Source organism: Pseudonocardia wallangbongensis (genome assembly GCF_054486945.1).
In genome coordinates, this window is sequence record NZ_JBRERS010000001.1 from 163,915 (window position 1) to 187,042 (window position 23,128).

22 protein-coding genes are annotated in these 23,128 nt (G+C 73.7%); 14 read left to right on the forward strand and 8 right to left on the reverse strand.

Translation table 11 applies throughout. The features are described 5' to 3' along the window. Positions 1-10 precede the first annotated feature (10 nt). Complete coding sequence (locus ACU436_RS00805) at positions 11-556, forward strand: MOSC domain-containing protein (protein WP_459020660.1); 546 nt, start codon at positions 11-13, stop codon at positions 554-556. A gap of 82 nt (positions 557-638) precedes the next feature. Here the strand turns inward: ACU436_RS00805 and polA are convergent, their stop codons facing one another. The 3 genes from polA to ACU436_RS00820 all read right to left on the reverse strand — a co-directional run bounded on the left by polA (position 639) and on the right by ACU436_RS00820 (position 5,169). Further along, the gene (gene polA / locus ACU436_RS00810; protein ID WP_459020661.1) at positions 639-3,425 is read right to left on the reverse strand and encodes a DNA polymerase I; all 2,787 of its coding nucleotides are present in this window, start codon (positions 3,423-3,425) and stop codon (positions 639-641) included. Positions 3,426-3,503: 78 nt separating this feature from the next. Then, positions 3,504-4,964 (reverse strand): flotillin family protein, encoded by a 1,461-nt coding sequence (locus tag ACU436_RS00815; protein ID WP_459020662.1) that lies wholly within the window; start codon positions 4,962-4,964, stop codon positions 3,504-3,506. A gap of 22 nt (positions 4,965-4,986) precedes the next feature. Next, positions 4,987-5,169 carry a hypothetical protein gene (locus ACU436_RS00820; RefSeq protein WP_459020663.1) on the reverse strand — a complete coding sequence of 61 codons (183 nt, stop codon included), beginning with the start codon at positions 5,167-5,169 and terminating at the stop codon, positions 4,987-4,989. Positions 5,170-5,391: 222 nt separating this feature from the next. Here ACU436_RS00820 and ACU436_RS00825 point away from each other — a divergent pair, with 222 nt between their 5' ends. The 8 genes from ACU436_RS00825 to ACU436_RS00860 all read left to right on the forward strand — a co-directional run bounded on the left by ACU436_RS00825 (position 5,392) and on the right by ACU436_RS00860 (position 13,090). Further along, on the forward strand, positions 5,392-5,967 hold the full coding sequence (locus tag ACU436_RS00825) for a TerD family protein (RefSeq protein ID WP_459020664.1): 576 nt from the start codon (positions 5,392-5,394) through the stop codon (positions 5,965-5,967). Between the two features lie 9 nt (positions 5,968-5,976). Beyond that, a complete protein-coding gene (locus ACU436_RS00830) occupies positions 5,977-6,657 on the forward strand; it encodes a TerD family protein (protein ID WP_459020665.1) in 681 nt (226 codons plus the stop codon). A 62-nt stretch (positions 6,658-6,719) separates the two neighbouring features. Beyond that, positions 6,720-7,901: an HpcH/HpaI aldolase/citrate lyase family protein gene (locus ACU436_RS00835; protein WP_459020666.1), complete on the forward strand. Its 1,182-nt coding sequence runs from the start codon at positions 6,720-6,722 to the stop codon at positions 7,899-7,901. Next, positions 7,898-9,244 (forward strand): phosphoribosyltransferase family protein, encoded by a 1,347-nt coding sequence (locus ACU436_RS00840; RefSeq protein ID WP_459020667.1) that lies wholly within the window; start codon positions 7,898-7,900, stop codon positions 9,242-9,244. Before ACU436_RS00835 ends, ACU436_RS00840 begins: the two co-directional genes overlap by 4 nt. 14 nt (positions 9,245-9,258) lie before the next feature. Further along, positions 9,259-10,338: a cysteine protease StiP family protein gene (locus ACU436_RS00845; protein ID WP_459020668.1), complete on the forward strand. Its 1,080-nt coding sequence runs from the start codon at positions 9,259-9,261 to the stop codon at positions 10,336-10,338. Continuing rightward, positions 10,335-11,156: an HAD family hydrolase gene (locus ACU436_RS00850; protein ID WP_459020669.1), complete on the forward strand. Its 822-nt coding sequence runs from the start codon at positions 10,335-10,337 to the stop codon at positions 11,154-11,156. Before ACU436_RS00845 ends, ACU436_RS00850 begins: the two co-directional genes overlap by 4 nt. Positions 11,157-11,189: 33 nt before the next feature. After that, the gene (locus ACU436_RS00855; RefSeq protein WP_459020670.1) at positions 11,190-11,645 is read left to right on the forward strand and encodes a tellurite resistance TerB family protein; all 456 of its coding nucleotides are present in this window, start codon (positions 11,190-11,192) and stop codon (positions 11,643-11,645) included. A 107-nt stretch (positions 11,646-11,752) separates the two neighbouring features. Then, the gene (locus ACU436_RS00860) at positions 11,753-13,090 is read left to right on the forward strand and encodes an alpha-amylase family protein (RefSeq protein ID WP_459020671.1); all 1,338 of its coding nucleotides are present in this window, start codon (positions 11,753-11,755) and stop codon (positions 13,088-13,090) included. Here the strand turns inward: ACU436_RS00860 and ACU436_RS00865 are convergent. After that, on the reverse strand, positions 13,087-14,679 hold the full coding sequence (locus tag ACU436_RS00865) for a hypothetical protein (RefSeq protein WP_459020672.1): 1,593 nt from the start codon (positions 14,677-14,679) through the stop codon (positions 13,087-13,089). The genes ACU436_RS00860 and ACU436_RS00865 overlap by 4 nt on opposite strands. Next, positions 14,672-16,348: an Hsp70 family protein gene (locus ACU436_RS00870; RefSeq protein ID WP_459020673.1), complete on the reverse strand. Its 1,677-nt coding sequence runs from the start codon at positions 16,346-16,348 to the stop codon at positions 14,672-14,674. The genes ACU436_RS00865 and ACU436_RS00870 overlap by 8 nt, the downstream gene beginning before the upstream one ends. A gap of 29 nt (positions 16,349-16,377) precedes the next feature. Here ACU436_RS00870 and ACU436_RS00875 point away from each other — a divergent pair, with 29 nt between their 5' ends. Further along, positions 16,378-16,833 carry a hypothetical protein gene (locus ACU436_RS00875; RefSeq protein ID WP_459020674.1) on the forward strand — a complete coding sequence of 152 codons (456 nt, stop codon included), beginning with the start codon at positions 16,378-16,380 and terminating at the stop codon, positions 16,831-16,833. On the opposite strand, the gene ACU436_RS00880 is transcribed toward ACU436_RS00875, so the two are convergent. Then, positions 16,823-17,575, reverse strand: coding sequence for a YebC/PmpR family DNA-binding transcriptional regulator (locus ACU436_RS00880; protein ID WP_459020675.1), 753 nt, complete (start codon positions 17,573-17,575; stop codon positions 16,823-16,825). The two genes, ACU436_RS00875 and ACU436_RS00880, sit on opposite strands and share 11 nt — an antisense overlap. A 207-nt stretch (positions 17,576-17,782) precedes the next feature. Here ACU436_RS00880 and ACU436_RS00885 point away from each other — a divergent pair, with 207 nt between their 5' ends. After that, entirely contained in the window at positions 17,783-18,772 is a 990-nt protein-coding gene (locus ACU436_RS00885; RefSeq protein ID WP_459020676.1) for a hypothetical protein, read from the forward strand. Positions 18,773-18,809: 37 nt separating this feature from the next. On the opposite strand, the gene pdxT is transcribed toward ACU436_RS00885, so the two are convergent. After that, a complete protein-coding gene (gene pdxT, locus ACU436_RS00890; protein WP_459022575.1) occupies positions 18,810-19,451 on the reverse strand; it encodes a pyridoxal 5'-phosphate synthase glutaminase subunit PdxT in 642 nt (213 codons plus the stop codon). Between the two features lie 115 nt (positions 19,452-19,566). Here pdxT and ACU436_RS00895 point away from each other — a divergent pair, with 115 nt between their 5' ends. Continuing rightward, a complete protein-coding gene (locus ACU436_RS00895) occupies positions 19,567-20,361 on the forward strand; it encodes a LysR substrate-binding domain-containing protein (RefSeq protein WP_459020677.1) in 795 nt (264 codons plus the stop codon). A 6-nt stretch (positions 20,362-20,367) separates the two neighbouring features. On the opposite strand, the gene ACU436_RS00900 is transcribed toward ACU436_RS00895, so the two are convergent. Further along, positions 20,368-21,765, reverse strand: a complete 1,398-nt coding sequence (locus tag ACU436_RS00900; protein WP_459020678.1) for a malic enzyme-like NAD(P)-binding protein — start codon at positions 21,763-21,765, stop codon at positions 20,368-20,370. Between the two features lie 109 nt (positions 21,766-21,874). On the opposite strand from ACU436_RS00900, the gene ACU436_RS00905 reads away from it, so the two are divergent. Both ACU436_RS00905 and ACU436_RS00910 read left to right on the forward strand, forming a co-directional pair. Continuing rightward, positions 21,875-22,615 carry a DUF4328 domain-containing protein gene (locus tag ACU436_RS00905; RefSeq protein ID WP_459020679.1) on the forward strand — a complete coding sequence of 247 codons (741 nt, stop codon included), beginning with the start codon at positions 21,875-21,877 and terminating at the stop codon, positions 22,613-22,615. A 26-nt stretch (positions 22,616-22,641) separates the two neighbouring features. Continuing rightward, positions 22,642-23,082 (forward strand): hypothetical protein, encoded by a 441-nt coding sequence (locus ACU436_RS00910; RefSeq protein WP_459020680.1) that lies wholly within the window; start codon positions 22,642-22,644, stop codon positions 23,080-23,082. Positions 23,083-23,128 lie beyond the last annotated feature (46 nt).

Here is a 23,128-nt window from a genome sequence, read left to right on the forward strand (position 1 = left end):
CGTCGAGGCGGTGGAGATCCCGGTCGAGATCGTCGGCCTCCTCACATCCCCGGTTCACGCCTTCGAGGGCCGCCCCGACGACGGCCCGCGCCCCGACCCGGACGGCGTCCGTCCCGCGGCCGTCGAGGTGCGCGCCGGGCTCGGGCTCGTCGGCGACCGCTACTTCGGCCGGCAGGCGCACCGGCGGGCGGAGGTGACCGTGTTCGCGGCGGAGTCGATCGACGCGATCGCCCGCGAACTGGACCTCCCCCACCCGCCCGACCCCCTCCTGACCCGCCGCAACATCGTGTTGCGCGGCTTCCCGGTCGACGAGCTCGCCGCCACCCGGGACCACCCGGGCGCCCTGTTCGGCCTCGACTCGGGCGACGGCCCCGTGCGCTTCCGGGCCCACCGTCCGGCCAACCCGTGCCGCTGGATGGACGTCGTGCTCGCCCCCGGCGCCTTCCGGGCGCTGCGCGGCCGCGGCGGGGTGCGGTGCGAGCCGCTCGACGACGGCGTGCTCCGGCTCGGCCCGGCCCGCCTGTCCATCCTGGAGGCCGCGCGCGCCGACGCGTGATCACCCGCCCGGTGCACGCCCGGCCACATCCGGCCGCTCACGCACCGAACGCACGATCATGCCGCCTCGCCGGCGTGATCGATCAGTGGGCCGCGTCGTCCCAGGTGCGCCCGTAGCCGACCGACACCTCCAGCGGCACCGACAGCTTCGCCGCCACCCCCATCTCGCGCCGGACGAGCTCCTCGACGTGCTCGCGCTCGCCCTCGGCGACCTCGAGCACGAGCTCGTCGTGCACCTGCAGGAGCATTCGGCTGCGCAGGCCCTCGGCGGCGAGGGCGCGGTGGACGCCGAGCATGGCGACCTTGATGATGTCGGCGGCGCTGCCCTGGATGGGGGCGTTGAGGGCCATCCGCTCGGCCATCTCGCGGCGCTGGCGGTTGTCGCTGGTGAGGTCGGGCAGGTAGCGGCGGCGGCCCATGATCGTGGCCGTGTAGCCCTCCTTGCGGGCGACGTCGACGATGCTGCGCAGGTAGCCGCGCACCCCGCCGAACACCTCGAAGTAGTCGTCCATCAGGCCGCGGGCCTCCTCGGTGGAGATCCGCAGCTGGCCGGAGAGACCGAACGCCGACAGGCCGTAGGCCAGCCCGTAGTTCATCGCCTTGATCTTGGCGCGCTGCTCGATCGACACGTCGGTGGGTTCGCAGGCGAAGACGCGCGCCGCGGTGTCGGCGTGGAAGTCGTGGCTGGACCGGAACGCCTCGATGAGCGCGCTGTCCTCCGACAGGTGCGCCATGATCCGCATCTCGATCTGGCTGTAGTCGGCGGTCATCAGCTCCGCGTGCTCCGGCCCGACGACGAACGTCTCGCGGATCCGGCGACCGGCGGCCGTGCGGATCGGGACGTTCTGCAGGTTGGGCTCGGTGGACGAGAGCCGGCCGGTGGCGGCGATGGTCTGGCTGTAGGTGGTGTGGATGCGCCCGTCGTCGGCGACCGACTTGAGCAGGCCCTCGACGGTGACCTTGAGCCGGGTGGCGTCGCGGTGCAGGAGCAGGTGGGACAGGAACTCGTGGCCGGTCTGCTCGAACAGCGTCTGCAGGGCGTCGGCGTCGGTGGTGTAGCCGGTCTTGGTGCGCTTGGTCTTCGGCATGCCCAGCTCGTCGAACAGCACGACCTGTAGCTGCTTGGGCGACCCGAGGTTGATCTCCTTGCCGATCACCGAGTAGGCGTCCTGGGCGGCTTGGCGGACCTGCCCGCCGAACTCCGCCTCCAGCGCGGAGAGGGCATCGCCGTCGACGGCGATGCCGGCGGTCTCCAGGTCGGCCAGCACGTACTCGAGGGGCAGCTCCAGCTCGGCGAGGAGCTCGGTGCCGCCGCGCTCGGCGAGCTCGGCGTCGAGCGCGTCGGCCAGCTCCGCCACCGCGGACGCGGCCACCATCTGGGCGTGCGCCCGCTGCGCGTCGGCCTCCTCCTCGCCACCGAGCAGGGACAGCTGCCCCGACTCCGCCTCGCCGTCGGAGCGCAGCTCGCGCCGCAGGTAGCGCAGGGCGAGGTCGGCGAGGTCGAAGCTGCGCTGCCCCGGCCGGGCGAGGTAGGCCGCGAGCGCGGTGTCGCTCTCGAGCCCGGCGAGCGCCCACCCGCGCCCGCGCAGCGCGTGCATGGCGGCCTTGGCGTCGTGGGCGGCCTTCGGCACAGCCGGGTCGGCGAGCCACTCGCCCAGCGCGGCCTCGTCGTCGGGGACGAGCCGCGTGACGTCCAGGAAGCCGGCCTGCGGCACGCCCGCCTCGGCGCCTTCCGCGCGGGCCTCGACGGTGGGCTCGCCGACAGCGAGGCCGATGCCGGCCAGGTCGGCGGTGGTGACACCGCCGTGGACGCCGGCGAAGGCCAGCCCGACGCGCCGGCCGTCGCGGGCGTGCTCGTCGAGCCAGGCCCGCACGCCACCCGGCTCGATCGCGCCGCCCTGCACCTCGATGCCGCCCTCGGCCTCCGGCTCGGCGCTCTGCAGCGTGGCGAACAGCCGCTCGCGCAGCACCCGGAACTCCAGCTCGTCGAACAGCCGGTGCACGGCGTCGCGGTCCCATGGCCGCACGACGAGGTCGGCCGGGACCGCGTCGAGCGGAACGTCCCGGACGAGCTCGGTGAGCTGGCGGTTGAGCAGCACGCCCGCCAGGTGGGCGCGCAGCGCGTCACCCGCCTTGCCCTTGACCTCGTCGACGCGGTCGGTGAGCTCGGCGAGCGAGCCGAACTCGCGCACCCACTTGGCCGCCGTCTTCTCCCCCACGCCGGGGATGTTCGGCAGGTTGTCGCTGGGGTCGCCGCGCAGCGCGGCGAAGTCGGGGTACTGCGTCGGGGTGAGGCCGTAGCGGTTCATCACCTCTCCCGGGTCGACCCGGGAGAGCTCGGAGACGCCGCGCTTCGGGTAGAGCACCATCACGTTGTCGCTGACCAGCTGGAACGCGTCGCGGTCGCCGCTGGTGATGAACACCTGGAAGCCGTCGGCCTCGGCCTGGGTGGCCAGGGTGGCGATCAGGTCGTCGGCCTCGTAGCCCTCGACCCCGAACTCGGGGATGTTGAGCGCGCGCAGGACCTCCTTGATGAGGTCGACCTGGCCCCGGAAGTCATCGGGAGTCGTGGTGCGGTTGGCCTTGTACTCCGCGTAACGCTCGTTGCGGAACGTGACCCGCGAGACGTCGAAGCACACCGCGAGGTGGGTGGGCTGCTCGTCGCGCAGCAGGTTGATCAGCATCGAGGTGAAGCCGTAGACCGCGTTGGTGGTCTGCCCGGTGCCCGTGCGGAAGTTCTCGGCGGGCAGCGCGAAGAACGCGCGGTAGGCCAACGAGTGGCCGTCGAGCAGCAGCAACCGCCGCCCCGTGGACGGCGGCGCGTCCTGCGCGGCGCCGGGCTTGCTGGAGGAGGTGGTGGCGGTGCTCACGGGACGCGAGTGTAGGACCGGTCCCCGACAGTGTGACCGCGCCTGTCACACCGGTCGGCCTACTAGCGGTCCCCGCCACTAGTCGACCGGGCGCGGGGTCGGCGACGGAACGGCGCCGTTCTCCGAGGGCGCCTCCGGCTTCTCCCCCATCGACGCGAGCAGCTGGCGGGCCAGGCCCAGCCCGGTGCCGCCCATGGCCAGGGCCTTGGTGAGCATGTCCGCCATCCCGTCGGCGCCGTTGAGCACCACCATGTGGTCGACGCTGCCCAGCGCGCCGGCCCCGGCGCGGACGATCTCCGGCCAGTTCTCGGCGAGCTGCTGGGCGATGACCGCCTCCTGGTTCTGCGCGAGCGCGTCGGCGCGGGCCTTGATGGCCTGGGCCTCGGCGAGGCCGCGTGCCTTGGCCGCGTCGGCCTCCGCGAGACCCCGGGCCCTTGCGGCGTCGCCGTCGGCCTCACCGGTGAGCCGGGTGGCGGTGGCCGCGGCCTCGCCGCGCGCCTTGGTGGCCTCGGCCTCGGCCTGCGCCGTCGTCTTCACGCGGGTGGCGTCGGCGCCCGCGGACAGCTCGGTCTCCCGGGCCTGCGCCTGGGCCCGCGCGATCTGGGCGTCGCGCTCGGCGTCGGCGAGCGTGCGGGTCTCGTACGCCTTCGCGTCGGCGGGCTTGCGCACCTGCGACTGCAGCCGCTGCTCGGCGAGGTCGGCCTCCAACTGGGCGGCGCGCGTCTCCTGGACCACGACCTCCTGGCGGGCGGTGGCCTGTGACAGCGGGCCGGCCTGGGTGGCCTTCGCCGACGCCTCGTCGATCTCGGCCTGGTAGCCGGCTTGCTGGATCCGGCTGTCGCGGATCGCGGCGGCCTTCTTCGCCTCGGCGACCTGCTCGGCCTCGGTGGCCTCCTGGTCGCGCTGGGCCTCCGCGATGCGGGCCGAGGCGGCGATCGCCGCGGCGTGCGGCTTGCCGAGGTTGACGATGTAGCCGGACGCGTCGTCGATCTCCTGGATCTGCAGGGAGTCGATGACGAGGCCGAGCTTGCTCATCTCGTCGGCCGAGCTGCGCCGCACCTCCCCGGTGAGCGCCTCCCGGTTGTGGATCATGTCCTCGATCGTGAGCCCGCCGCAGATCGAGCGCAGGTGGCCCGCGAACAGCTCGTGGATCGTGTCGTTCATCGTGTTCTGCTGGTCGAGGAAGCGGCGCGCGGCGTTGGCGATCGACACGAAGTCGTCACCGACCTTGTAGATCACCACGCCGCGGACGGCGACCGGGATGCCCTGCTTGGTCACGCAGGAGACCTGCAGGCTCGTGCCGCGGGTGTCGAGGGAGAGCCGCCGGGCCGCCTGGAAACCCGGCAGGACCATCGTCCCCTTGCCGGTCACGATCTTGAATCCGAGGCTGTCTGCCGAGTCGCCGGGGCTGCTGCGCGCCCGGAATCCGGAGATGATCAGTGCCTCGTTCGGCTCCGCCACGCGCCAGAGCCCCTTGAGCACGAGGGCCAGCACGATGATGCCGACGACGACCGCGCCGACGGTGATGAGCAGTTCCACGACGTCCCCCCGGAGATGCGGATCAGCTCGAGCTGAAGCGTTCCACGTACGCCGTGCGGGGGGCCTGGAAGTCGACGATCAGCACCTGGGTGCCCGGCTCGATCACCTCGTCCGGCCGCTGCGGATGGGCGTAGAACGCCTCCGACCCGCCCCGCACCGACACCATGATCTCGCCGACGAGCCCCGGACCCACCCGGCCGGTCACCCGCCCCACCTTGCCGATCACGCCACCCCCCGCATCCTCGAGCGCACGCAGCCTAATGGACCTTCGCGCGGGGCGGGAGCGCAGCGCGGGAACCGGAGAGATGGGTGCTCCGTTACCGATGTGGCATACATGGCGATGAGTCCGGTTCATCCCGTTATGCTCGCCGCGCCCAGCTCGGAACCAGGGGGGTTCGAACCCCCCGTGACAGATGCGGAGCAGTACGTGAGCGTCAGCCTCACCAAGGGTGGGAACGTCAGCCTCAGCAAGGAGGCCCCGGGCCTCACGAACGTGGTCGTCGGCCTCGGATGGGACACCCGCACCACCACCGGCGCGGAGTTCGACCTGGACGCGTCCGCGATCGTCGCCGACACCGCCGGGAAGGTCGTGTCCGACAAGCACTTCATCTTCTTCAACAACCTCGTGAGCCCCGACGGCACCGTCGAGCACTCCGGCGACAACCTCACCGGCGAGGGTGAGGGCGACGACGAGCAGGTCAAGATCAACCTGGCCGGCCTCCCCGCCGGCGCCGACAAGATCGTCTTTATGGTCAGCATCTACCAGGGCGACGAGCGCGGGCAGAGCTTCGGCCAGGTCCGCAACGCCTTCATCCGCGTCGTCAACGCCGCCGACTCCAAGGAGCTCGCCCGCTACGACCTCTCCGAGGACGCCTCCACGGAGACCGCGATGGTGTTCGGCGAGGTCTACCGCAACGGCGCCGACTGGAAGTTCCGCGCGGTCGGCCAGGGCTACGCGTCCGGGCTCGCGGGCATCGCCCGCGACTACGGCGTCAACCTCTGACCGCCCGCCGTGGCGATCGACTACAACAAACGGCCTTCGGCCGCCGGGGCCGACACGGGCGGGGCCTCCCCGTCCAAGATCACGCTCACCAAGTCCGCACCGAGCATCTCGCTCACCAAGCGGGGGGCGACCGGCGGGCAGCTGCGGGTCAACCTCCGGTGGAGCGCGGGCGAGCAGCAGGGCCGCGGCCTGTTCGCCAAGCTCCGCGGTGGCGGTGGCGGCGGCGCGGTCGACCTCGACCTCGGCTGCCTGTGGGAGTTCTCCGACGGCAGCAAGGGCGTGGTGCAGGCACTCGGCAACGCGTTCCAGGCGCCCTACCAGGGCGCGCCGATCATCCGGCTCGACGGCGACGACCGGTCCGGCTCGGCCGCGGGCGGCGAGAACATGTTCATCGACCTGTCCCGGGTCGCCGAGATCCGCCGCATCCTCGTCTTCACCTTCATCTACGAGGGGGTGCCGAACTGGGCCAGCGCGGACGGGGTGGTCACCCTCCACCCGGCCAGCGGGCCCGAGGTCGAGGTGCGGCTCGACGAGCCCGACCCCAGCTCGCCGACGTGCGTCATCGCGTTGCTGGAGAACAAGGGTGGCGACCTCGTGGTGCGCCGGGAGGTGCGCTACGTCCGGGGCGGCCAGGCCGACATCGACGCGGCGTACGGCTGGGGAATGGAGTGGGCGCGCGGGCGCAAGTGACGCCCTCTCCACCGGTTCAGGTCGTGCCACCCGGGTGGCGTCGTCGAGGGAGGCTCCACCGCGTGCGGCACTTCGGGTACCTGAGCGCGTCCGACACCGGCGCGCTGTTCGAGGCGCCACCGGAGCCGTTCGGCCGCGACAGCGGTGGCGAGCTGCTCTCGGTGGCCCTCGGCGCCACGTTGTACATGCCGGCGAGCCGTCCCGCGCTCGCCGCCGACGTCACCAAGCGGGCGGCGGCCGGGGTCACCTCGGTCGTCGTCTGCCTGGAGGACGCGATCGCCGACGAGGAGCTCGCCGACGCCGAGGCCAACCTCGTGGCGGCGTTCGCCGAACTGCACGAGCAGGTCCGCACCGAGCTGCCGCTGCTGTTCGTCCGGGTCCGGGAGCCGGGCCAGATCCCGCGGCTGGTCTCGCGGCTCGGGCGGGCGGCGGCCGTGCTCGACGGGTTCGTGCTGCCCAAGTTCACCGCGACGCTCGGCGCCGCCTACCTGCGCGCGGTCGACGAGGCCGATGCGTCGAGAGGGCCGGGACCGGTCCTGCGCGTCATGCCGGTGATCGAGTCCGGCGCCGTGCTGTACGCCGAGACCCGCGTCGAGGAGCTCACGCGGCTGCGCCAGCTGCTGCACCGCGAGCGGCACCGCATCCTCGCCATCCGCCTCGGTGCCACCGACCTGTGCGCCCTCTACGGGCTGCGCCGCACGCCGGACCTGTCCATCTACGACGTCAAGGTGGTCAGCGACCTCATCGCCGACGTCGTCAACGTGCTCGGCCGGGCCGACGGCAGCGGCTTCACGGTCACCGGCCCGGTCTGGGAGTACTTCGGGTATCCGGGAGGCGGCCCGGAACGCATCTTCAAACCGCAGCTGCGGCAGTCGCCGTTCGTCGAGCACGACGAACCGGAGCTGCGCGGCCACCTCGTCTCCCGGGCGATCGACGGGCTGATCCGCGAGGTCACCCTCGACCGCGCCAACGGCCTCAGGGGCAAGACCGCGATCCACCCGAGCCACGTGGCCGTCGTCAACGCGCTGTCGGTCGTCTCCCACGAGGAGCACCGCGACGCCGCGGACGTCCTCGGCGCGCGGCGGGCCGGGGGCGTACTGGCGTCGGTGCGCCGCAACAAGATGAACGAGGTGCGGCCGCACACCGCGTGGGCGCGGGACACGATGCTGCGGGCCCGGGTGTTCGGGGTGGCGGCCGACGGGGTGTCGTTCGTCGACCTGCTGGCCGCGAGCCTGCCGCGATGACGGGCGTCGCGTCACGAGTCATCGACCGGCTCGGGGTTCGCCTGCGCCCGTCCGGAACCGGGGCCGACCCCCGGGTGCTGCTCGGGCTCGCGCTGCGGCGCAACCCGCGCCGCGCCCAGCTGCTCGTCTCGCGGGTGCTCGGCAAGCACGTGCCCACCGACCCGCGGCTCGTCCGCTCGGCCGGGTTGCTGCTCGGCGGGCTCGTCGCCGACGCGCTCGCCGACCGCCCGGCACGGGCGCTGCCGGTGCCGCTGCTGCACGCGGCGGTGGGCGGGGACCGCACCGCCGCCGGCGCCCTCCACATCGCGGCGCGGGCCGCGATCGGGGAGCCGCCCGACGCCCTCGTGCTCGGGTTCGCCGAGACCGCCACGGCGCTGGGCCACTGCGTCGCCGAGGGGCTGGGCGGCGCCGACGTGCTGCACTCCACCCGGCGGCCGGTGCCCGGCTTCGGCACGGCCGGCAGCTTCTCCGAGGAGCACTCGCACGCCACCGACCACCTACTGCTGCCTGCCGGCCCGCGGCTCCTCCGCGGCGGGCGGGCGCTCGTGCTCGTCGACGACGAGCTCTCCACCGGGCGCACCGCCCTCAACACGATCACCGCGCTGCACCGGGCCGCGCCGCGGGAACGCTACGTCGTCGCGGCGCTCGTCGACGTGCGGTCGCCGGGAGGGGAGCTCGCCGCCGGGGTCGCGGCACTCGGGGCGCGCCTGGACGTGGTGGCGCTCGCGCGCGGGGAGGTCGAGCTCCCGCCGGACGTCACCGAGCGGGCGGCCGCGCTCCGCACGGAGCTCGACGTCCGCGGTCGTGAGTGGACACAGGTGCCGGAGCACTCGTTTCCACTCACGGGTCGGGTGGAGCTGCGGGCGCTCGGGTGGCCGGCCGGGCTGCCCGCCGGGGCGCGGCACGGGTTCGGCACGACGGAGCACCGCGTGCTGGCCGCCGCGCTGCCCGGTCTCGCCGCGGGGCTCGCGCGGGAGGCCGGGCTGCGCCTCGGGGAGCGGACCCTCGTGCTGGGCACCGAGGAGCTGATGCAGCTCCCGCTGCGGCTCGCCCAGACCCTGTCCGACACCGGGCACGACGTCGCGTTCTCCACCACCACCCGGTCCCCCGCCGTCGTCGTCGACGAGCCCGGCTACGCCCTCACCAGCGGCATCACCTTCCCCGCCCACGACGATCCCGCGGACGGGCCGGGCCCGCGGTTCGCCTACAACGTCGGCGCCGCCGGCTGGGACCACGTCCTCGTGGTCGTCGACCCCCCGGCCGACTCGTCCGTGCTGCACGCCGGCCTGCTGCCGGCGCTCGCCCCGTACACCCGCCGCACGACCCTGGTGGTGACGCCCTGAACACGCCCGACCCGTTGTGCGGGCCCGCCTTCGGCAGCTACGCACCCGACGACGTCGCATGGCTGCTCACCGACATCTCCCACCTCGCACTGGAGGCGCCCACCGAGGAACGCGAGGAGGCCGTCCAGGCCGGCGGGGCGCACTACGCCGAGTCGCTGCCCCACGAGTACCAGCCGGACGCGGAGTACCTGCGGCTCTACCGCTCGGCGCTCGCCGCGGGCGCAACCCGGATCGCCCGGGCCGTCGCCGCGGTCGCCGAGCAGGTGCTGGCCGAGCGCGCGCGGGACGTCGTGCTGGTCTCGCTCGCCCGGGCGGGCACCCCGGTCGGCGTGCTCCTGCGCCGCTGGGCCGCCCACGCCCACGGGCTCGACCTGCCGCACTACGCCGTGTCGATCGTGCGCGGCCGCGGCATCGACCGGCTCGCGCTGCGCCACCTCGCGGCGCACCACGACCCGGCCGGGGTCGTGTTCGTCGACGGGTGGACCGGCAAGGGCGCGATCTCCCGCGAGCTCGCCACGACCCTCGCGGAGCACGAACGCGACACCGGGGTGCGGTTCGACCCCGGCCTCGCCGTGCTCGCCGACCCGGGCCGCTGCGCCACCACGTTCGGCACCCGCGAGGACTGGCTGATCGCTTCGGCCTGCCTCAACTCCACGGTGTCCGGGCTGGTGTCGCGCACGGTCCTGAACCCCCGCCTGCTGGGGCCGGACCGGTACCACGGGGCCAAGTTCTACGCCGGGCTCGCCCCGGCCGACGTCTCCGCCGACTTCCTCGACGCCGTCACCGCCGAGTTCGGCGGTGTCACCGCCGCCGCTCCACCGACCGACCGGGTCGCCGACTTCGCCGGGTGGGCCGCGGTCGACCGGATCGTCCGCGAGTACGGCGTCGGCGACGCCAACCTGGTGAAGCCCGGGGTCGGCGAGACCACCCGGGTGCTGCTGCGCCGGGTGCCGTGGCGGGTGCTGGTGAGCGCGGGCGCGCCCGCCGCCGACCTGGCGCACATCCGGCTGCTCGCGGGGCGCCTGGGCGTCCCGGTCGATGAGGTGACCGACCTGCCGTACAGCTGCGTGGGGATCGTGGCGGTCCGCTCATGACCGTCGTCTGCCTCGACCTGGACCGCACCACGATCTACTCCGCCGCGGCGCTCGACCTGCGGGTGCCCGACCACGACGCGCCGCGGCTGCTGTGCGTCGAGGTGCACCAGGGGGTGCCCCGGTCCTTCCTCACGGAGGCCGCGGCCACCACGTTGCGGGCGCTGCAGGACGTGGCCACGGTCGTGCCCACCACCACCCGCACGCCCGCGCAGCTCGCGCGCGTACGCCTGCCCGGCCCGCCCGCCCGGTACGCGGTCGCGAGCAACGGCGGGCACCTGCTCGTCGACGGGGTCCCCGACCCCGGGTGGGACGCCGCCGTGCGCCACCGGCTCGCGGGGTGCGCCCCGCTCCGCGAGGTGCAGGCGCACCTGCGCTCGCGCAGCGGGCCCTTCGTGCTGAGGTTGCGGGAGGCGAGCGACCTCTTCGCGTACGCGGTGGTGGAGCGCGCGGCGCTGCCCACCGGCTGGGTGGACGAGCTCGCGCAGTGGTGCGGGCCGCGCGGCTGGACGGTCTCGCTGCAGGGCCGCAAGGTCTACGCCGTACCGGCAGACCTGACCAAGTCGGGGGCCGCCGCCGAGGTGGTGGCCCGCTGCGGTGGCCCGCTGCTCGCCGCGGGTGACTCCCTGCTCGACGCCGACCTGCTCGACGCCGCCGACGCCGCGATCCGCCCGGCGCACGGCGAGCTCGCCCGCACCGGCTTCACCCGGCCGCACCTCGCCGTCACCGCCGCCACCGGGGTCGCGGCAGGCGCCGAGCTCCTCGCCCGGCTGCACAGCTGGGCGACTTCGACCCGTTTGTCCGTTTCTGGCACGCTGTGAACCGATCGAATCATCACGGAGAGGAACGAGCCCATGGCGCTGTGGGACCAGCTCAAGTCCCGGCTGCAAGGACTGACGGCCGACACGAAGGTGCAGGTCGAGAAGTACCAGAACAAGGACTTCGCGAAGGCCAGCATGGCGATGTGCGCCCTGATCGCCGCCGCGGACGGCACGATCTCCGCCGACGAGCGCAGCAAGATGATCGGCTTCATCTCCAGCAGCGACGTGCTGTCGACGTTCCCGCCCTCGGAACTGCAGGAGCACTTCGAGTTCTACGCGTCGAAGCTGGAGAAGGATTTCGAGTTCGGCAAGCTGGAGTCGATCGCGACGATCGGCAAGCTGAAGTCCAAGCCGGAGGCCGCCCGCACGGTGATCCAGGTCGGGGTCATCATCGGCGGCGCCGACGGCTCCTTCGACGACCACGAGAAGCGCGCCGTCCGCGAGGCCTGCAACGCCGTGGACATCCCGCCCGCCGACTTCGACCTGTAGCCACGCACGGGCCCTCGTTGCAGCATGGCCACCTTCACGCGATGTGGCTGCATGAAGGTGGCCATGCTGCAATCGGGGCAGTGGCCGGCCGACGGACCGGAGGAACGATGGGCCGCGAATGGGTCTCGCACGCGATCTGGTGGCAGGTGTTCCCGCTCGGGTTCGTGGGCGCCGAGCCGACGATCGGCTCGGCCGACGGCACCGTCCACCACCGGATCGACCGCATCATCGAGTGGCTCGACTACGCCGTGGACCTCGGCGCGTCCGGGCTCGCGCTCGGCCCGGTGTTCGCCGCCGAGACCCACGGCTACGACACCGTGGACCACTTCCGCGTCGACCCACGGCTCGGGGACGCCGACGATCTCGCGCGCCTCTTCGCCGCTGCCCACGCCCGCGGCCTGCGCGTGCTGCTCGACGGGGTCTTCAACCACGTCGGGCGGGCGTTCCCGGCGTTCTCCCGGGTGCTCGAGCAGGGGCCGACCGCGCCGGAGGCCGGCTGGTTCCGGCTGAGCTGGCCGCACGGCACCGCGGCGGGCACCGAGCCCGCCTACGACACGTTCGAGGGCCACGGCGGGCTCGTCGCGCTCGACCACGCGAACCCGGCCGTCGTGGACCACGTGGCCGACGTCATGTGCTTCTGGCTGGACGCCGGCGCCGACGGCTGGCGCCTCGACGCCGCGTACGCCGTACCGGAGGACTTCTGGGCGGCCGTGCTGCCGCGGGTGCGCGCCCGGCATCCCGATGCGTACCTCGTGGGCGAGGTCATCCACGGGGACTACCGCGGGATCGTGGAGCGCAGCGGTGTCGACGCCGTCACCCAGTACGAGCTGTGGAAGGCCATCTGGAGCTCGCTCACCGACCGCAACCTCCACGAGCTCGCCTGGGCGCTCGGCCGCCACAACGAGCTCCTGGCGACGTTCGTCCCGCTGACCTTCGTCGGCAACCACGACGTCACCCGCATCGCGTCCACCCTTCCCGACGACCGACACCTCCCGCACGCGCTCGCGATCCTGCTCACCGTCGGGGGCACGCCGTCGATCTACTACGGGGACGAGCAGGCGTTCCGCGGTCTGAAGGAGCACCGGGAGGGCGGCGACGACGCGATCCGCCCCGCCTTCCCGGCCGGCGGCCCGGGCGGCCTCGCCCCGTGGGGTCGACCGACCTACCGGCTCCACCAGCAGCTGATCGGGCTGCGACGCCGGAACGCGTGGCTGCACCGGGCCACGACCACCGCGGTCGAACTGCAGAACCGCCGAGCCGTGCTGCAGTCGACCGACGATGACCACCGGCTCCTCCTCGCGCTCAACCTCGACGACGACGCGGCCGACCTTCCGGCGCCTCGGGCATCCGGGCTGCTCGCGGGGAACGGGGAGCTGCGCAATGCGGGCGACGTGGCCGCCCGCGTGGTCCTCCCGCCCCACGGCTGGGGGGTCCTCGGCGGCTAGGGGAACGGCGACGCCGTGGCGGAGCGCGTCTCGTCCGACGCCCGACCGGCGTGCGTCGCCACGACCGCGTACACGGGCACCTCGACCCCGACCGGGGCGCCGTCGTCGTCCAGGGAGGTGCTGCCGGTACGGCCCAGCACCTGCCACCCGCCGTCGGTGCCCTGGCGGCTCACCCGGTACACGACGTCCGGGGTGGTGGACGCGGCCCACAGCACGAGGACGTCCCCGCGGGTGTCGCGGGCCGCGCTGACCCAGGCCGGGGCGGCGACGGGGACCCGCTCCAGGGCGGCGCGCGCCTCCCGCAAGAGGTCCTCGACCACCTCGCCCCGCGGGCCGGGCACGTCGGCCGCGGTCCGCCGGAGACCTTCCAGCTGGTCGACGGCGGCGCTCCAGCGGCGGGCCGCACAGGCCTCCGCGGCGACGCGCCACCGGGTCTCGGCGTCCGCCAGCACGGCGGCGACCTCGTCGGCGACCGCCCGCACGCGGGTGCCGCCGTCGTCACCCGCGTGCTGCTCGGCCACCCGCACCAGCCGCTGCGCCTCGATGGGCCGGCCCGCCCGCAGCGCGGCACGGGCCGCCTTCAGGGGTTCCTCCCACCCGCGGCGCCGCGGGGCGGGTTCGGGCCCGTCGACGGCGGCGCCCAGCTCCTCGGCCAGCGCCGCGAGCACGGCCTCCGCCCGCCGGCGGTCCAGCCCGAGCGCGAGAGCCTCCTCGACCAGGCGTTCGCGGTCGTCGGCCACCAGCCGGTCCTCGACGAGGACCGCGGCGCGCACCCGCGGGCGCAGGCGCTCGGCGACGTCGGCCGCCACCGCCTCCAGGTAGGCGTCGACGGCCACGCGCCCGGGCTCGACCAGCTCGGCGACGTGCACGAGCAGCTCGTCCACCACGGCGCGCAGCCGCTCCGGCGGCAGCTCGCGGGCGCGCGCCCGCCAGGCCCCGGCCATCGCGCGCACCTGCTCCGCGGTGGCGTCGGCGCCCAGGCCGAGCAGCGCGAGCAACGTGGGCGGCGCGGGGTCGCCGGTGAGCCGGCCGAACTCCTCCAGCAGGGCACGCACCTGCCGGCGCCGCTCCGGGCCGATCGCCTGCGACCCAGGGGGCGCGCCGGCCGGCAGCACCCGGTGGGCCCGCAGCCGCACACCCACCTCCGCCCGGCTCAGCCCGGCGAGCGCACCTACCTCGTACAGCCCCTCGACCTTGTCGGCGGGGATCCCGCGGTGCCGCTGCACCAGGCGTCTGATCGCCGCGTCGAGCAGCTCGTAGCGCGCCGAGTCGCGCCGCTCGCGCTGCGCCCGCACCCGCGCCGCGGCGACCCGGCGGCGGCTCGCGTCGAGCAGCTCGGCGCTGCGTTCCCCGTGCTGGTGCACGAGCAGGCCGACGAGCACGCGGTACTTCGGGTGGTCGCGCTGCCGCTGCCAGGCCGCCCAGACCTCGTCGATCCGCTCGGCGACGGCGGCGTCGTCCAGGTCGTCGTCCGGGGGCAGGTCGTAGAGCTCGAACGAGTCCGACGCGTCCGGCCCACCGCGCTTCTCGACGGCGGCGAGCACCCGTTTGCGGTAGTCGTTCGGATCGAACGCGGGCAGCTCACTCACGGCGTCGGGTCTTCCCCAGCTGGTCGCGCTCGCGCGCCACCTCCGCCTGCGAGAGCGTGGCCCCGGTGGTGGCGGTGAGCTGCAGCGGGATGCCCGCGTCGACGTGGAAGGCGTGGACCTGCAGGACGCCGTCGAAGCCCATCTCGAAGCTGACCCGCACCTCGCTGCCCTCGTCGTAGCCGGGCGGGATGCCGGTGATCTCCCCGGCGATGAGGATCTTCGCGTCCTCCGGGCGGGACGACTCCGCCTGGCCCTGCTGCTCGACGACCGTGACCTGGATCATGTCCTGGTCGGCGCGCATCGTGCCGAAGGAACGGCTGGTGCGGATGGGCAACCGGTCGTTGCGGTGCACCAGCCAGGTGGCCTCCAGCCGCTCGGTCATCGCGTTGATCGCGAGCACCCCGAACCCGCGGGAGACGACCGTGTCGACCTGGATCTCCACGGCCCGGCGCACCTGCGCCAGCGGCACCCCGTAGGCGTCGGCGACCCGGCGGCAGGCGTCGTCGAGGTCGGTGGCCGCCGCGTCCTCGAGCGGGGTGCCGTCCCGCAGGCGGCCGCGGGTGCGCAGGTCGGCGGCCACCATGCGCTCGAGCTCCTTCTTCTCCCCGTACAGCGCGGCGCCGCGGGCGACGGCGAGGTCGGGGTCGTGCAGCCGTGGCTCGAGCTCCAGCTCGGCGCGCAGGGTGGCGGCGACGGCCGGCATCCGCGACGAACCGCCCACCAGCAGCACCCGGTCGACGCGGGCGACGCCACGCCGGTCGGCCTCCGCGAGGCAGGCGCGGGTGAGGTCGAGCGTGCGGCGCAGCAGCGGAGCCGTCATCTCCTCCAGGTCGGCGCGGGTGAGCCGCACGGTGGCCCGGGCTCCGTCGTGGGCGACGACCACGTCGGTGCTGTCGGCCTCGGTGAGCTGGTGCTTGGCGCGTTCAGCGGCGAGAACGAGCGCCTGTGAGCCGGCGGAGTCGTCCAGGGGGTCCTCGGCGTCGGGGTTCTCGGCGCAGAAGCGGCGGGACAGGTGCAGCGCGAGCCGCTCGTCCCAGTCGGTGCCGCCGAGCTGGTGGTCGCCCTCCACGGCGAGCACGGAGAGCCGCCGGTCCGCCAGCTCGATCACGGTGGCGTCGAAGGTGCCGCCGCCGAGGTCGTACACCAGCACCGTCTCGTGCGACCCGCCCGTCGCGGCGCCGCCGTCCAGCCGCCCGAACCCGTACGCCAGCGCCGCCGCGATCGGCTCGGACAGCACGTCGACGACGTCCAGCCCGGCGTAGGTGCCGGCGAGCACCGTGGCCCGCCGCTCCTCGTCGCCGAAGTAGGCGGGCACCGTGATCACGGCGGCCGAGGGGGTGTCGCCGGTGGCGAAGCCGGCGTCGGCCACGAGGCTGCGCAGGACCAGCGACGACACCGCGGGCGCCGACCACGCCTTGCCGTGCGCCACGAACCGCCACTCGGCGTCGCCCATCCGGCGCTTCACGAGCGCGCAGACGTGCTCCGGGTCGAGCCGGGCCTCCCGGCGCGCCCCCTCCCCCACGACGTGCTCCTCCGGGCCGGCGAACAGGACGACCGACGGGGTGGTGGGCGAGCCGCCGAGACCCGTGAGCACCTCGGGCCGTCCGTCGATGTCGGTGTGGGCGATGGCGGAGTTCGTGGTGCCGAGATCGATACCGTGGACGGCCACGACCGCAGAGTAGCGATAGGTTCACCCGGGTGGTGGATCTTCAGGAGCTCGTCGACAAGATCGACGACCTGTCCCGGATCGTCGCCCGCCAGTCGGCCGCGCTCGCGCGGCTGGCCGAGGGCGGCGGCACGCGCGCCGGACCGGACGTACCGCTGCTCGTGGAGCTGCACGCCCTGCGCACCGACGCGCTCGCCTGCGCGGCGACCACGCGCACCCGCAAGGAACGCTCGGCGTTCGAGGCGCTCGCGGCCGGGCTGGAGCGCCTGCTCACCGGGCGCGGCGGCACGCTCGTCTCGCCGCGGCCGGCGCACGCGTTCAGCGCGGCGACGATGGAGGCGGCCGAGGTCGTGGCCACCGACGACGCGGCCCTCGACCGCACGGTGGCCGAGCTGCTGGAACCGGGGTTGGAGGTCGACGGCCGCTCGGTGCGCCCGGCGCGGGTCCGGGTGCACCGCCACGAGCCCCCGTCAGCTGCTACGCGTTGACTTCCTCTAGCACTTCGTCGGACACGTCGAAGTTCGCGTAGACGTTCTGGACCTCGTCGGAGTCCTCGAGGGCCTCGATGAGCCGGAACACCTTCCTGGCCGCCTCGGCGTCGAGCGGGACCGACATCGACGGCAGGAAGGTGGGGTCGGCCGAGTCGTACTCGATCCCGGCCTCCTGCAGGGCGGTGCGCACCGCGACGAGGTCGGTGGCCTCGGAGACCACCTCGAAGCTCTCGCCGAGGTCGTTGACCTCCTCCGCGCCCGCGTCGAGCACGGCGAGCAGCACGTCGTCCTCGGCGAGGTCGTTCTTCGGGACGATCACCACACCCTTGCGCGTGAACAGGTAGGAGACCGAGCCCGGGTCCGCCATCTGGCCGCCGTTGCGGGTCATCGCGAGGCGCACCTCGGTGGCCGCGCGGTTGCGGTTGTCGGTGAGGCACTCGATGAGCACCGCGACACCGTTCGGGCCGTAGCCCTCGTAGGTGATGTTCTGGTACTCGGCGCCGCCGGCATCCGCACCCGAGCCGCGCTTGACGGCACGGTCGATGTTGTCGTTGGGAACCGAGCTCTTCTTCGCCTTCTGGATCGCGTCGTAGAGCGTGGGGTTCCCGTCGGGATCACCGCCGCCGGTGCGGGCGGCCACCTCGATGTTCTTGATCAGCTTGGCGAACATCTTGCCGCGCCGGGCGTCGATGACGGCCTTCTTGTGCTTGGTCGTCGCCCATTTGGAGTGGCCGCTCACCGTTCGTCCCTTCGCCGTGCACAGATCCGGTCGATGGTACCGGCGGCACCGCGCAGCGGATGCTGCCCCTGCCCGAGCCGCAGCATGGTGGCTTTACTCCGGTTGAACTGGAGCAACGCCACCATGCTGCGGGTTGGGGCGAAGCGGCACGGGACCAGTTCTTCCGTTTCGCTCCGTCGCACCGGGGTCTCGGCGGAGCATCTCGGTATGCGCCGACGACCCGGTCATCCCGAACCGGCGGCCTTGCGGGCCGCAGCACCGCACGGCGTGGTCCGGGCCCGCACGCTCATGGCCCTCGGCCTGCCGGAGTCGACCGTCTACGACCGGTGCCGCGACGGCGGCCCCTGGCAGCTACTGGCACCCGGGATCGTCCTCATGGCGACCGGTCGGCCCACCGATGAGCAGGTCGTTGCCGCTGCCCTCCTGCACGGCGGACCGGACGCGATGATCACCGGTCTGCACGCCTGCCGCCGCCACGGGATCCGCCGTGGGCCGTCGCTTCCCACGATGCTGCACATGCTCGTCCCGCACGCTCGCCAGGTGCGCAACACCGACCTGATGCACGTGGAACGCACGAAGCGCCTCCCCCACCCGCACCTGCGGGGCGGGATCCCGCTGGCGCCCGTGCCGCGGGCGGTCACCGACGCCGTCCGCCGCCTCCGGTCGAAGGCCGACATCGCCGAACTGGTGTCGGATGCCGTGCAGCGCAAGCTCTGCACGGTGGCACAGCTCTCGGCGGAGCTCGACGACGGTGGACGCCGGGGCTCGGCGACCCCGCGGAGGGTGCTGCTCGACGTCCGCGCCGGTGTCCGGTCGTCCGCCGAGGCGGACGCGAGGCTGCTGTGGCGACGGTCCGGACTCCCGGAGCCGTGGTGGAACGCGCACCTGTACGACGCGAGCGGCAGCCTCCTCGGCATCGCCGACGCCTGGTGGGACGACGTGGCGCTCGCCTGGGAGATCAACTCCTACGAGTGGCACCTCGCACCCGAGGACTACGCCCGGGAGCAGGAGAAGCTCGCCGCGCTGACGGCCCTCGGCGTGATCGTCCTGCCGACGCTCCCGACCAAGATGCGCAGCCGGGGCGACGACGTGCTGCGGGAATTGGGCATGGCCTACGCAGCCGCACGGGCTCGGCCGCGCCCCGACGTGCGTGCCCGCTCGCAGCATGGTGGCTTTACTCCGGTTGAACCGGAGTAAATCCACCCTGCTGCAGTTCGGGGCCCGCGCGTGGCGGTTACCTCTTCGTCGCCTTCACCAGGTCGCAGAAGAGACCGTGGACGCGGAGGTCGCCCGTCAGCTCAGGGTGGAAGGCGGTGGCGATCACCGAGCCCTGGCGCACGGCCACGGCGCGGCCCGCGGCGGCACCGGCGTCGGCGCCCGTCAGGGTGCGGGGGGGCACCGTCGCGAGCACCTCCACCGCAGGCCCGACCTCCTCGACCCAGGGCGCGCGGATGAACACGGCGCGGACCGGGCCGCCGGTCAGGCCGCCGAACTCCAGGTCGGTCTCGAACGAGTCGACCTGGCGGCCGAACGCGTTGCGCCGCACCACGACGTCCAGGCCACCGAGCTGCTGCTGGTCGGGGCGGCCGTCGAGCACCTCGCTCGCCAGCAGGATCATCCCAGCGCACGAGCCGTAGGCCGGCATCCCGTCGACGATGCGCTTGCGCAGCGGGTCGAGCAGGTCGAACGTCTGCAGCAGCCGGCTCATCGTGGTGGACTCCCCACCCGGGATGACGAGGGCGTCGACCGCGTCCAGCTCGGACGGGCGGCGCACCGGCACCGCGCGCACGTCACCGCAGGCCGTGAGGGCGGCCACGTGCTCGCGGACGTCACCCTGCAGCGCGAGCACCCCGATCACCGGAACCACGCCCTCCAGCGTACGTCGCGGGTGGCACCGCGATCCCCGGCACGCCCTTCAGCTCACCGAGGAGCGCCGCGGTGACCGCGACCGGGTAGTCGTCGAGGGCGAACAGGCGCACACCGACCGCGACGTGCACCGGTACGTCGCCGCGGTGGGCGAGGAGGGTGCGCCGCAGCTCGTCCACGGCGTCGGCGTCGAGGCGCTCCGGCGCGCACGACAGGACCAGCGGCTCGGGGCCGTCCGGTCACGCCGGCGCGCGCTGCGCGTTGACGTGCTCGGCACCCGCCTGGCCAGCACCGAGCTGGTCCGGGGGTTCCACGAAGGCACGGGCACCGACGTCGAGATCATCACCTCGGACGGCCTGCGGTCCGCGATCCCGGCGTTGCTGCGCGGTTCGGTCGACGCGGCGTTCGCCCGGGTGCTCGGCCCGCTGGACCCCGCGCTGGCGCACACGACCGTCTGCCTCGACCCGCTGCACGTCCTCGTCGGCGCCGCGCACCCCCTGGCCGACCGGAGGCTGGTGAGGATGACCGAGCTCGCCGGCACGACCGCGTGGATGCCGGGGAACACGCCCGGCACCGAGTGGACCGCCTGGTTCGCCGACCTCGCCGCCGAGTTCGTGCTGCGGATCGAGACCCGCGGCCCGGACTTCGGGTTCGACCACCTGCTCGACGAGGTGGCCCGCTCGGCGTCGACCGTCACGTTCGCCGGGGAGGGCGTGCGCGTGCCGTGGCACCCCGAGATCGCCCGGATCCCGGTGGCGCCACCGGTGCCCGTCTACGCCCACTCCCTGCTGTGGCGGCGCGACAACCGCCACCCGCGCCTACCGGCGCTCGTCACGCACCTGAAGGCCGGCTACCGCCCGCCCACCCGAGCGGGGTGCTGGCTCCCGCCGGCCGAACAGCACCTGTTCCGCGGCGGTTGAGCCTCGTCAGACCGCGGCGACGTCCTTCTTCCGCGTGGCCTCGCGCACGGCCTCGGCGACGGCGGGGGCGACGGCGGCGTCGAACACGCTCGGCACGATGAACGACGGGTTCGGCTCGGAGACGACGTCGGCGATGGCGTGGGCCGCGGCGATCAGCATGGCGTCGGTGATGTCGCGGGCCTGGGCGTCGAGCAGGCCGCGGAACACACCGGGGAACGCGAGCACGTTGTTGATCTGGTTGGGGTAGTCCGACCGGCCCGTGGCCACGACCGCGGCGTGCGCGGTGGCGACGGCGGGGTCGATCTCGGGGTCCGGGTTGGCCAGCGCGAACACGACGGCGTCGCGGGCCATCGTCTGCAGCTCTGCGGCCCCGAACAGGTTGGGCGCCGACACCCCGATGAACACGTCGGCGCCGACGAGCGCGTCGGCGAGCGAACCGGAGGCGCCCTCGAGGTTCGTGTGCTCGGCGATCCAGCGCAGGTTGTCGTCGAGCCCGGCGCGGCCGCGGTGGACGATCCCCTCGATGTCCACGGCCACGACGTCACCCGGCGCGCCGTTGGACTGCAGCAGCCGGATGATCGCCGAACCGGCCGCCCCGACCCCGGTGACCACCACCTTGCAGTCGGAGATCTGCTTGCCGACCACGCGCAGCGCGTTGCGCAGGGCGCCCAGCACCACGACCGCGGTGCCGTGCTGGTCGTCGTGGAAAACCGGGATGTCGAGCATCTCCCGCAGCCTGGCCTCGATCTCGAAGCAGCGCGGGGCCGCGATGTCCTCCAGGTTGATGCCGCCGTAGGCCGGGGCGAGGATCTGGACCGTCCGGATGATCTCCTCGGTGTCCTGCGTGTCGAGGCAGACCGGCCAGGCGTCCACCCCGGCGAACCGTTTGAACAACGCCGCCTTGCCCTCCATCACGGGCATCGCGGCGGCCGCGCCGAGGTTGCCCAGGCCGAGCACGGCCGACCCGTCGGTGACCACGGCGACGGTGTTGCGCTTGATCGTGAGGCGGCGCGCGTCGGCCGGGTTGGCCGCGATCGCCTGGCAGACCCGGGCAACGCCGGGCGTGTAGGCGCGGGAGAGGTCGTCGCGGTTGCGCAGGCTGACCTTCGACTGCACCTCCAGCTTCCCGCCCAGGTGCACGAGGAACGTGCGGTCGGAGACCTTGCGCACCCGCACGCCGGGCAACGCCTCGAGCGTCGCGGTGATCTCACCGGCGTGCGCCTCGTTCAGGGCGTTGCAGCTGATGTCGACCACGAGCGTGGCCGTGTGCGACTCGACGACGTCGAACGCGGTGACGACGCCGCCGACGCGGCCGACCGCCATCGTGAGGTCGCCCGCGGCGCTGGCGGAGGCAGGCACCTCGACCCGCGCGGTGATGGCGTATCCGGGACCGGGAACTGGCACCTCCGCACCCTATCCGCGCCCACTCGCTGTGGTGCGCGCCACAGGACCCAACCGCAGGTCGTCGCTCCGGCTCGTCCACAGTGTCCCCCCCCGACACCGGAGGTATGAGATGACCGCCGTTCCGCAGCCCACCGAGCCCACCCCGACCGCCGCCCCCGCCCCGCCGCGCCCGATCAACGGGCTGGGCACCGCCGCCGCCGCGCTCCTCGCGGCCACCGGCCTGCTCTACGTGATGACGCTGTTCCAGGACTGGTCCAACTACGGGCTGATCTCCGACCACGTCAGCGGCCGGATCAGCGAGGACGAGTTCTGGCAGCAGTACTCCGCGTCCGCATCCCTCACGCTCATGATGCTGATGCTCCCGATCATCCTCGCGGCCGGCATCACCTGGCTCGTCTGGGTCCACCGGGCCCGCACCAACGCGGGGGTCCTGTCTCCGGCGTACCGCTTCCGCTACTCCCCCGGTTTCTCCGTGGGCGGGATGGTGGTGCCCTTCGCGAACTACTGGTGGTCCCGTCCGATCCTCGAGGACATCTGCATCGGCAGCAGCCCGGACCGCCCCGCCGACGACACGGTGCGCCTCGTGCGCGTGTGGTGGGGGATCGCGATCGGGGGCACGGTCCTGGCGTTGTTCGGGCGGTCCCTGTTCCCGGTCCAGGTGATCACCTACTCGCCAGACGGCACGATCGTCGGCGGCGGCGCCGACGCGGTGCAGGGGTTCCTCGGCACCGCCCTGTACAACACCATGCTCGCCCTGGTGTTCGCCCCGACCGTCGCCCTGCTCGCCGTGGTCATCCGCCGGGTCAGCCGGCAGCAGACCGAGATCCTCTTCCCGGCCGGCCAGGCCTGAGCGGGCGGACGATCGAGATGACTCAGGTGGCTCAGGAGACACAGCCCCGTCCGTCCACCCCCGCCGGCCGGCCGATCGGCGCGCTGGTCTGCTGCACCGTCGCCACCGTCGTCGTCACGCTGCTGGCTCTCCTCGTGGCCGGCGCGGGCATCGGCTGGCTGTACGGCGGCGGGACGGGCGCGGACCGGGCGATGGCCACCCTCCTCGCGGTGATCGGGCTCGTGTTCCTCGGCACGCCGGCCGTGGTCATGTGGGTCGCGCTCGTGCGGCTGTTCGGGCAGCCGCCGCGCGGCGCGACGCCCATGATCGGGTGCCTGCGCGCGGTGGGCGGGTTCGTCCTGGTGGTGGCGCTGCCGACGATGAGCCGCAGCGGGAGCATCGCCGTGATCGGCGGGGTGGTCGGCATCGCGTTGGCGTTCCTCGGCGCGGCCCAGTTGCTCGCCTCGGCCACCCGCACGCCTGTGTGAACCGCCCCGCCCCTGCCGGTCGAAGCGAGTCGGCAGGGGTTGTGGG

Bases quoted from the DNA above. Each gene is read 5' to 3' on its own strand.
- ACU436_RS00860 (WP_459020671.1), top strand. From the start codon at position 11,753: ATGGGCCGCGAATGGGTCTCGCACGCGATCTGGTGGCAGGTGTTCCCG.
- ACU436_RS00850 (WP_459020669.1), top strand. From the start codon at position 10,335: ATGACCGTCGTCTGCCTCGACCTGGACCGCACCACGATCTACTCCGCC.
- ACU436_RS00885 (WP_459020676.1), top strand. From the start codon at position 17,783: ATGCGCCGACGACCCGGTCATCCCGAACCGGCGGCCTTGCGGGCCGCA.
- ACU436_RS00855 (WP_459020670.1), top strand. From the start codon at position 11,190: ATGGCGCTGTGGGACCAGCTCAAGTCCCGGCTGCAAGGACTGACGGCC.
- ACU436_RS00840 (WP_459020667.1), top strand. From the start codon at position 7,898: ATGACGGGCGTCGCGTCACGAGTCATCGACCGGCTCGGGGTTCGCCTG.
- ACU436_RS00905 (WP_459020679.1), top strand. From the start codon at position 21,875: ATGACCGCCGTTCCGCAGCCCACCGAGCCCACCCCGACCGCCGCCCCC.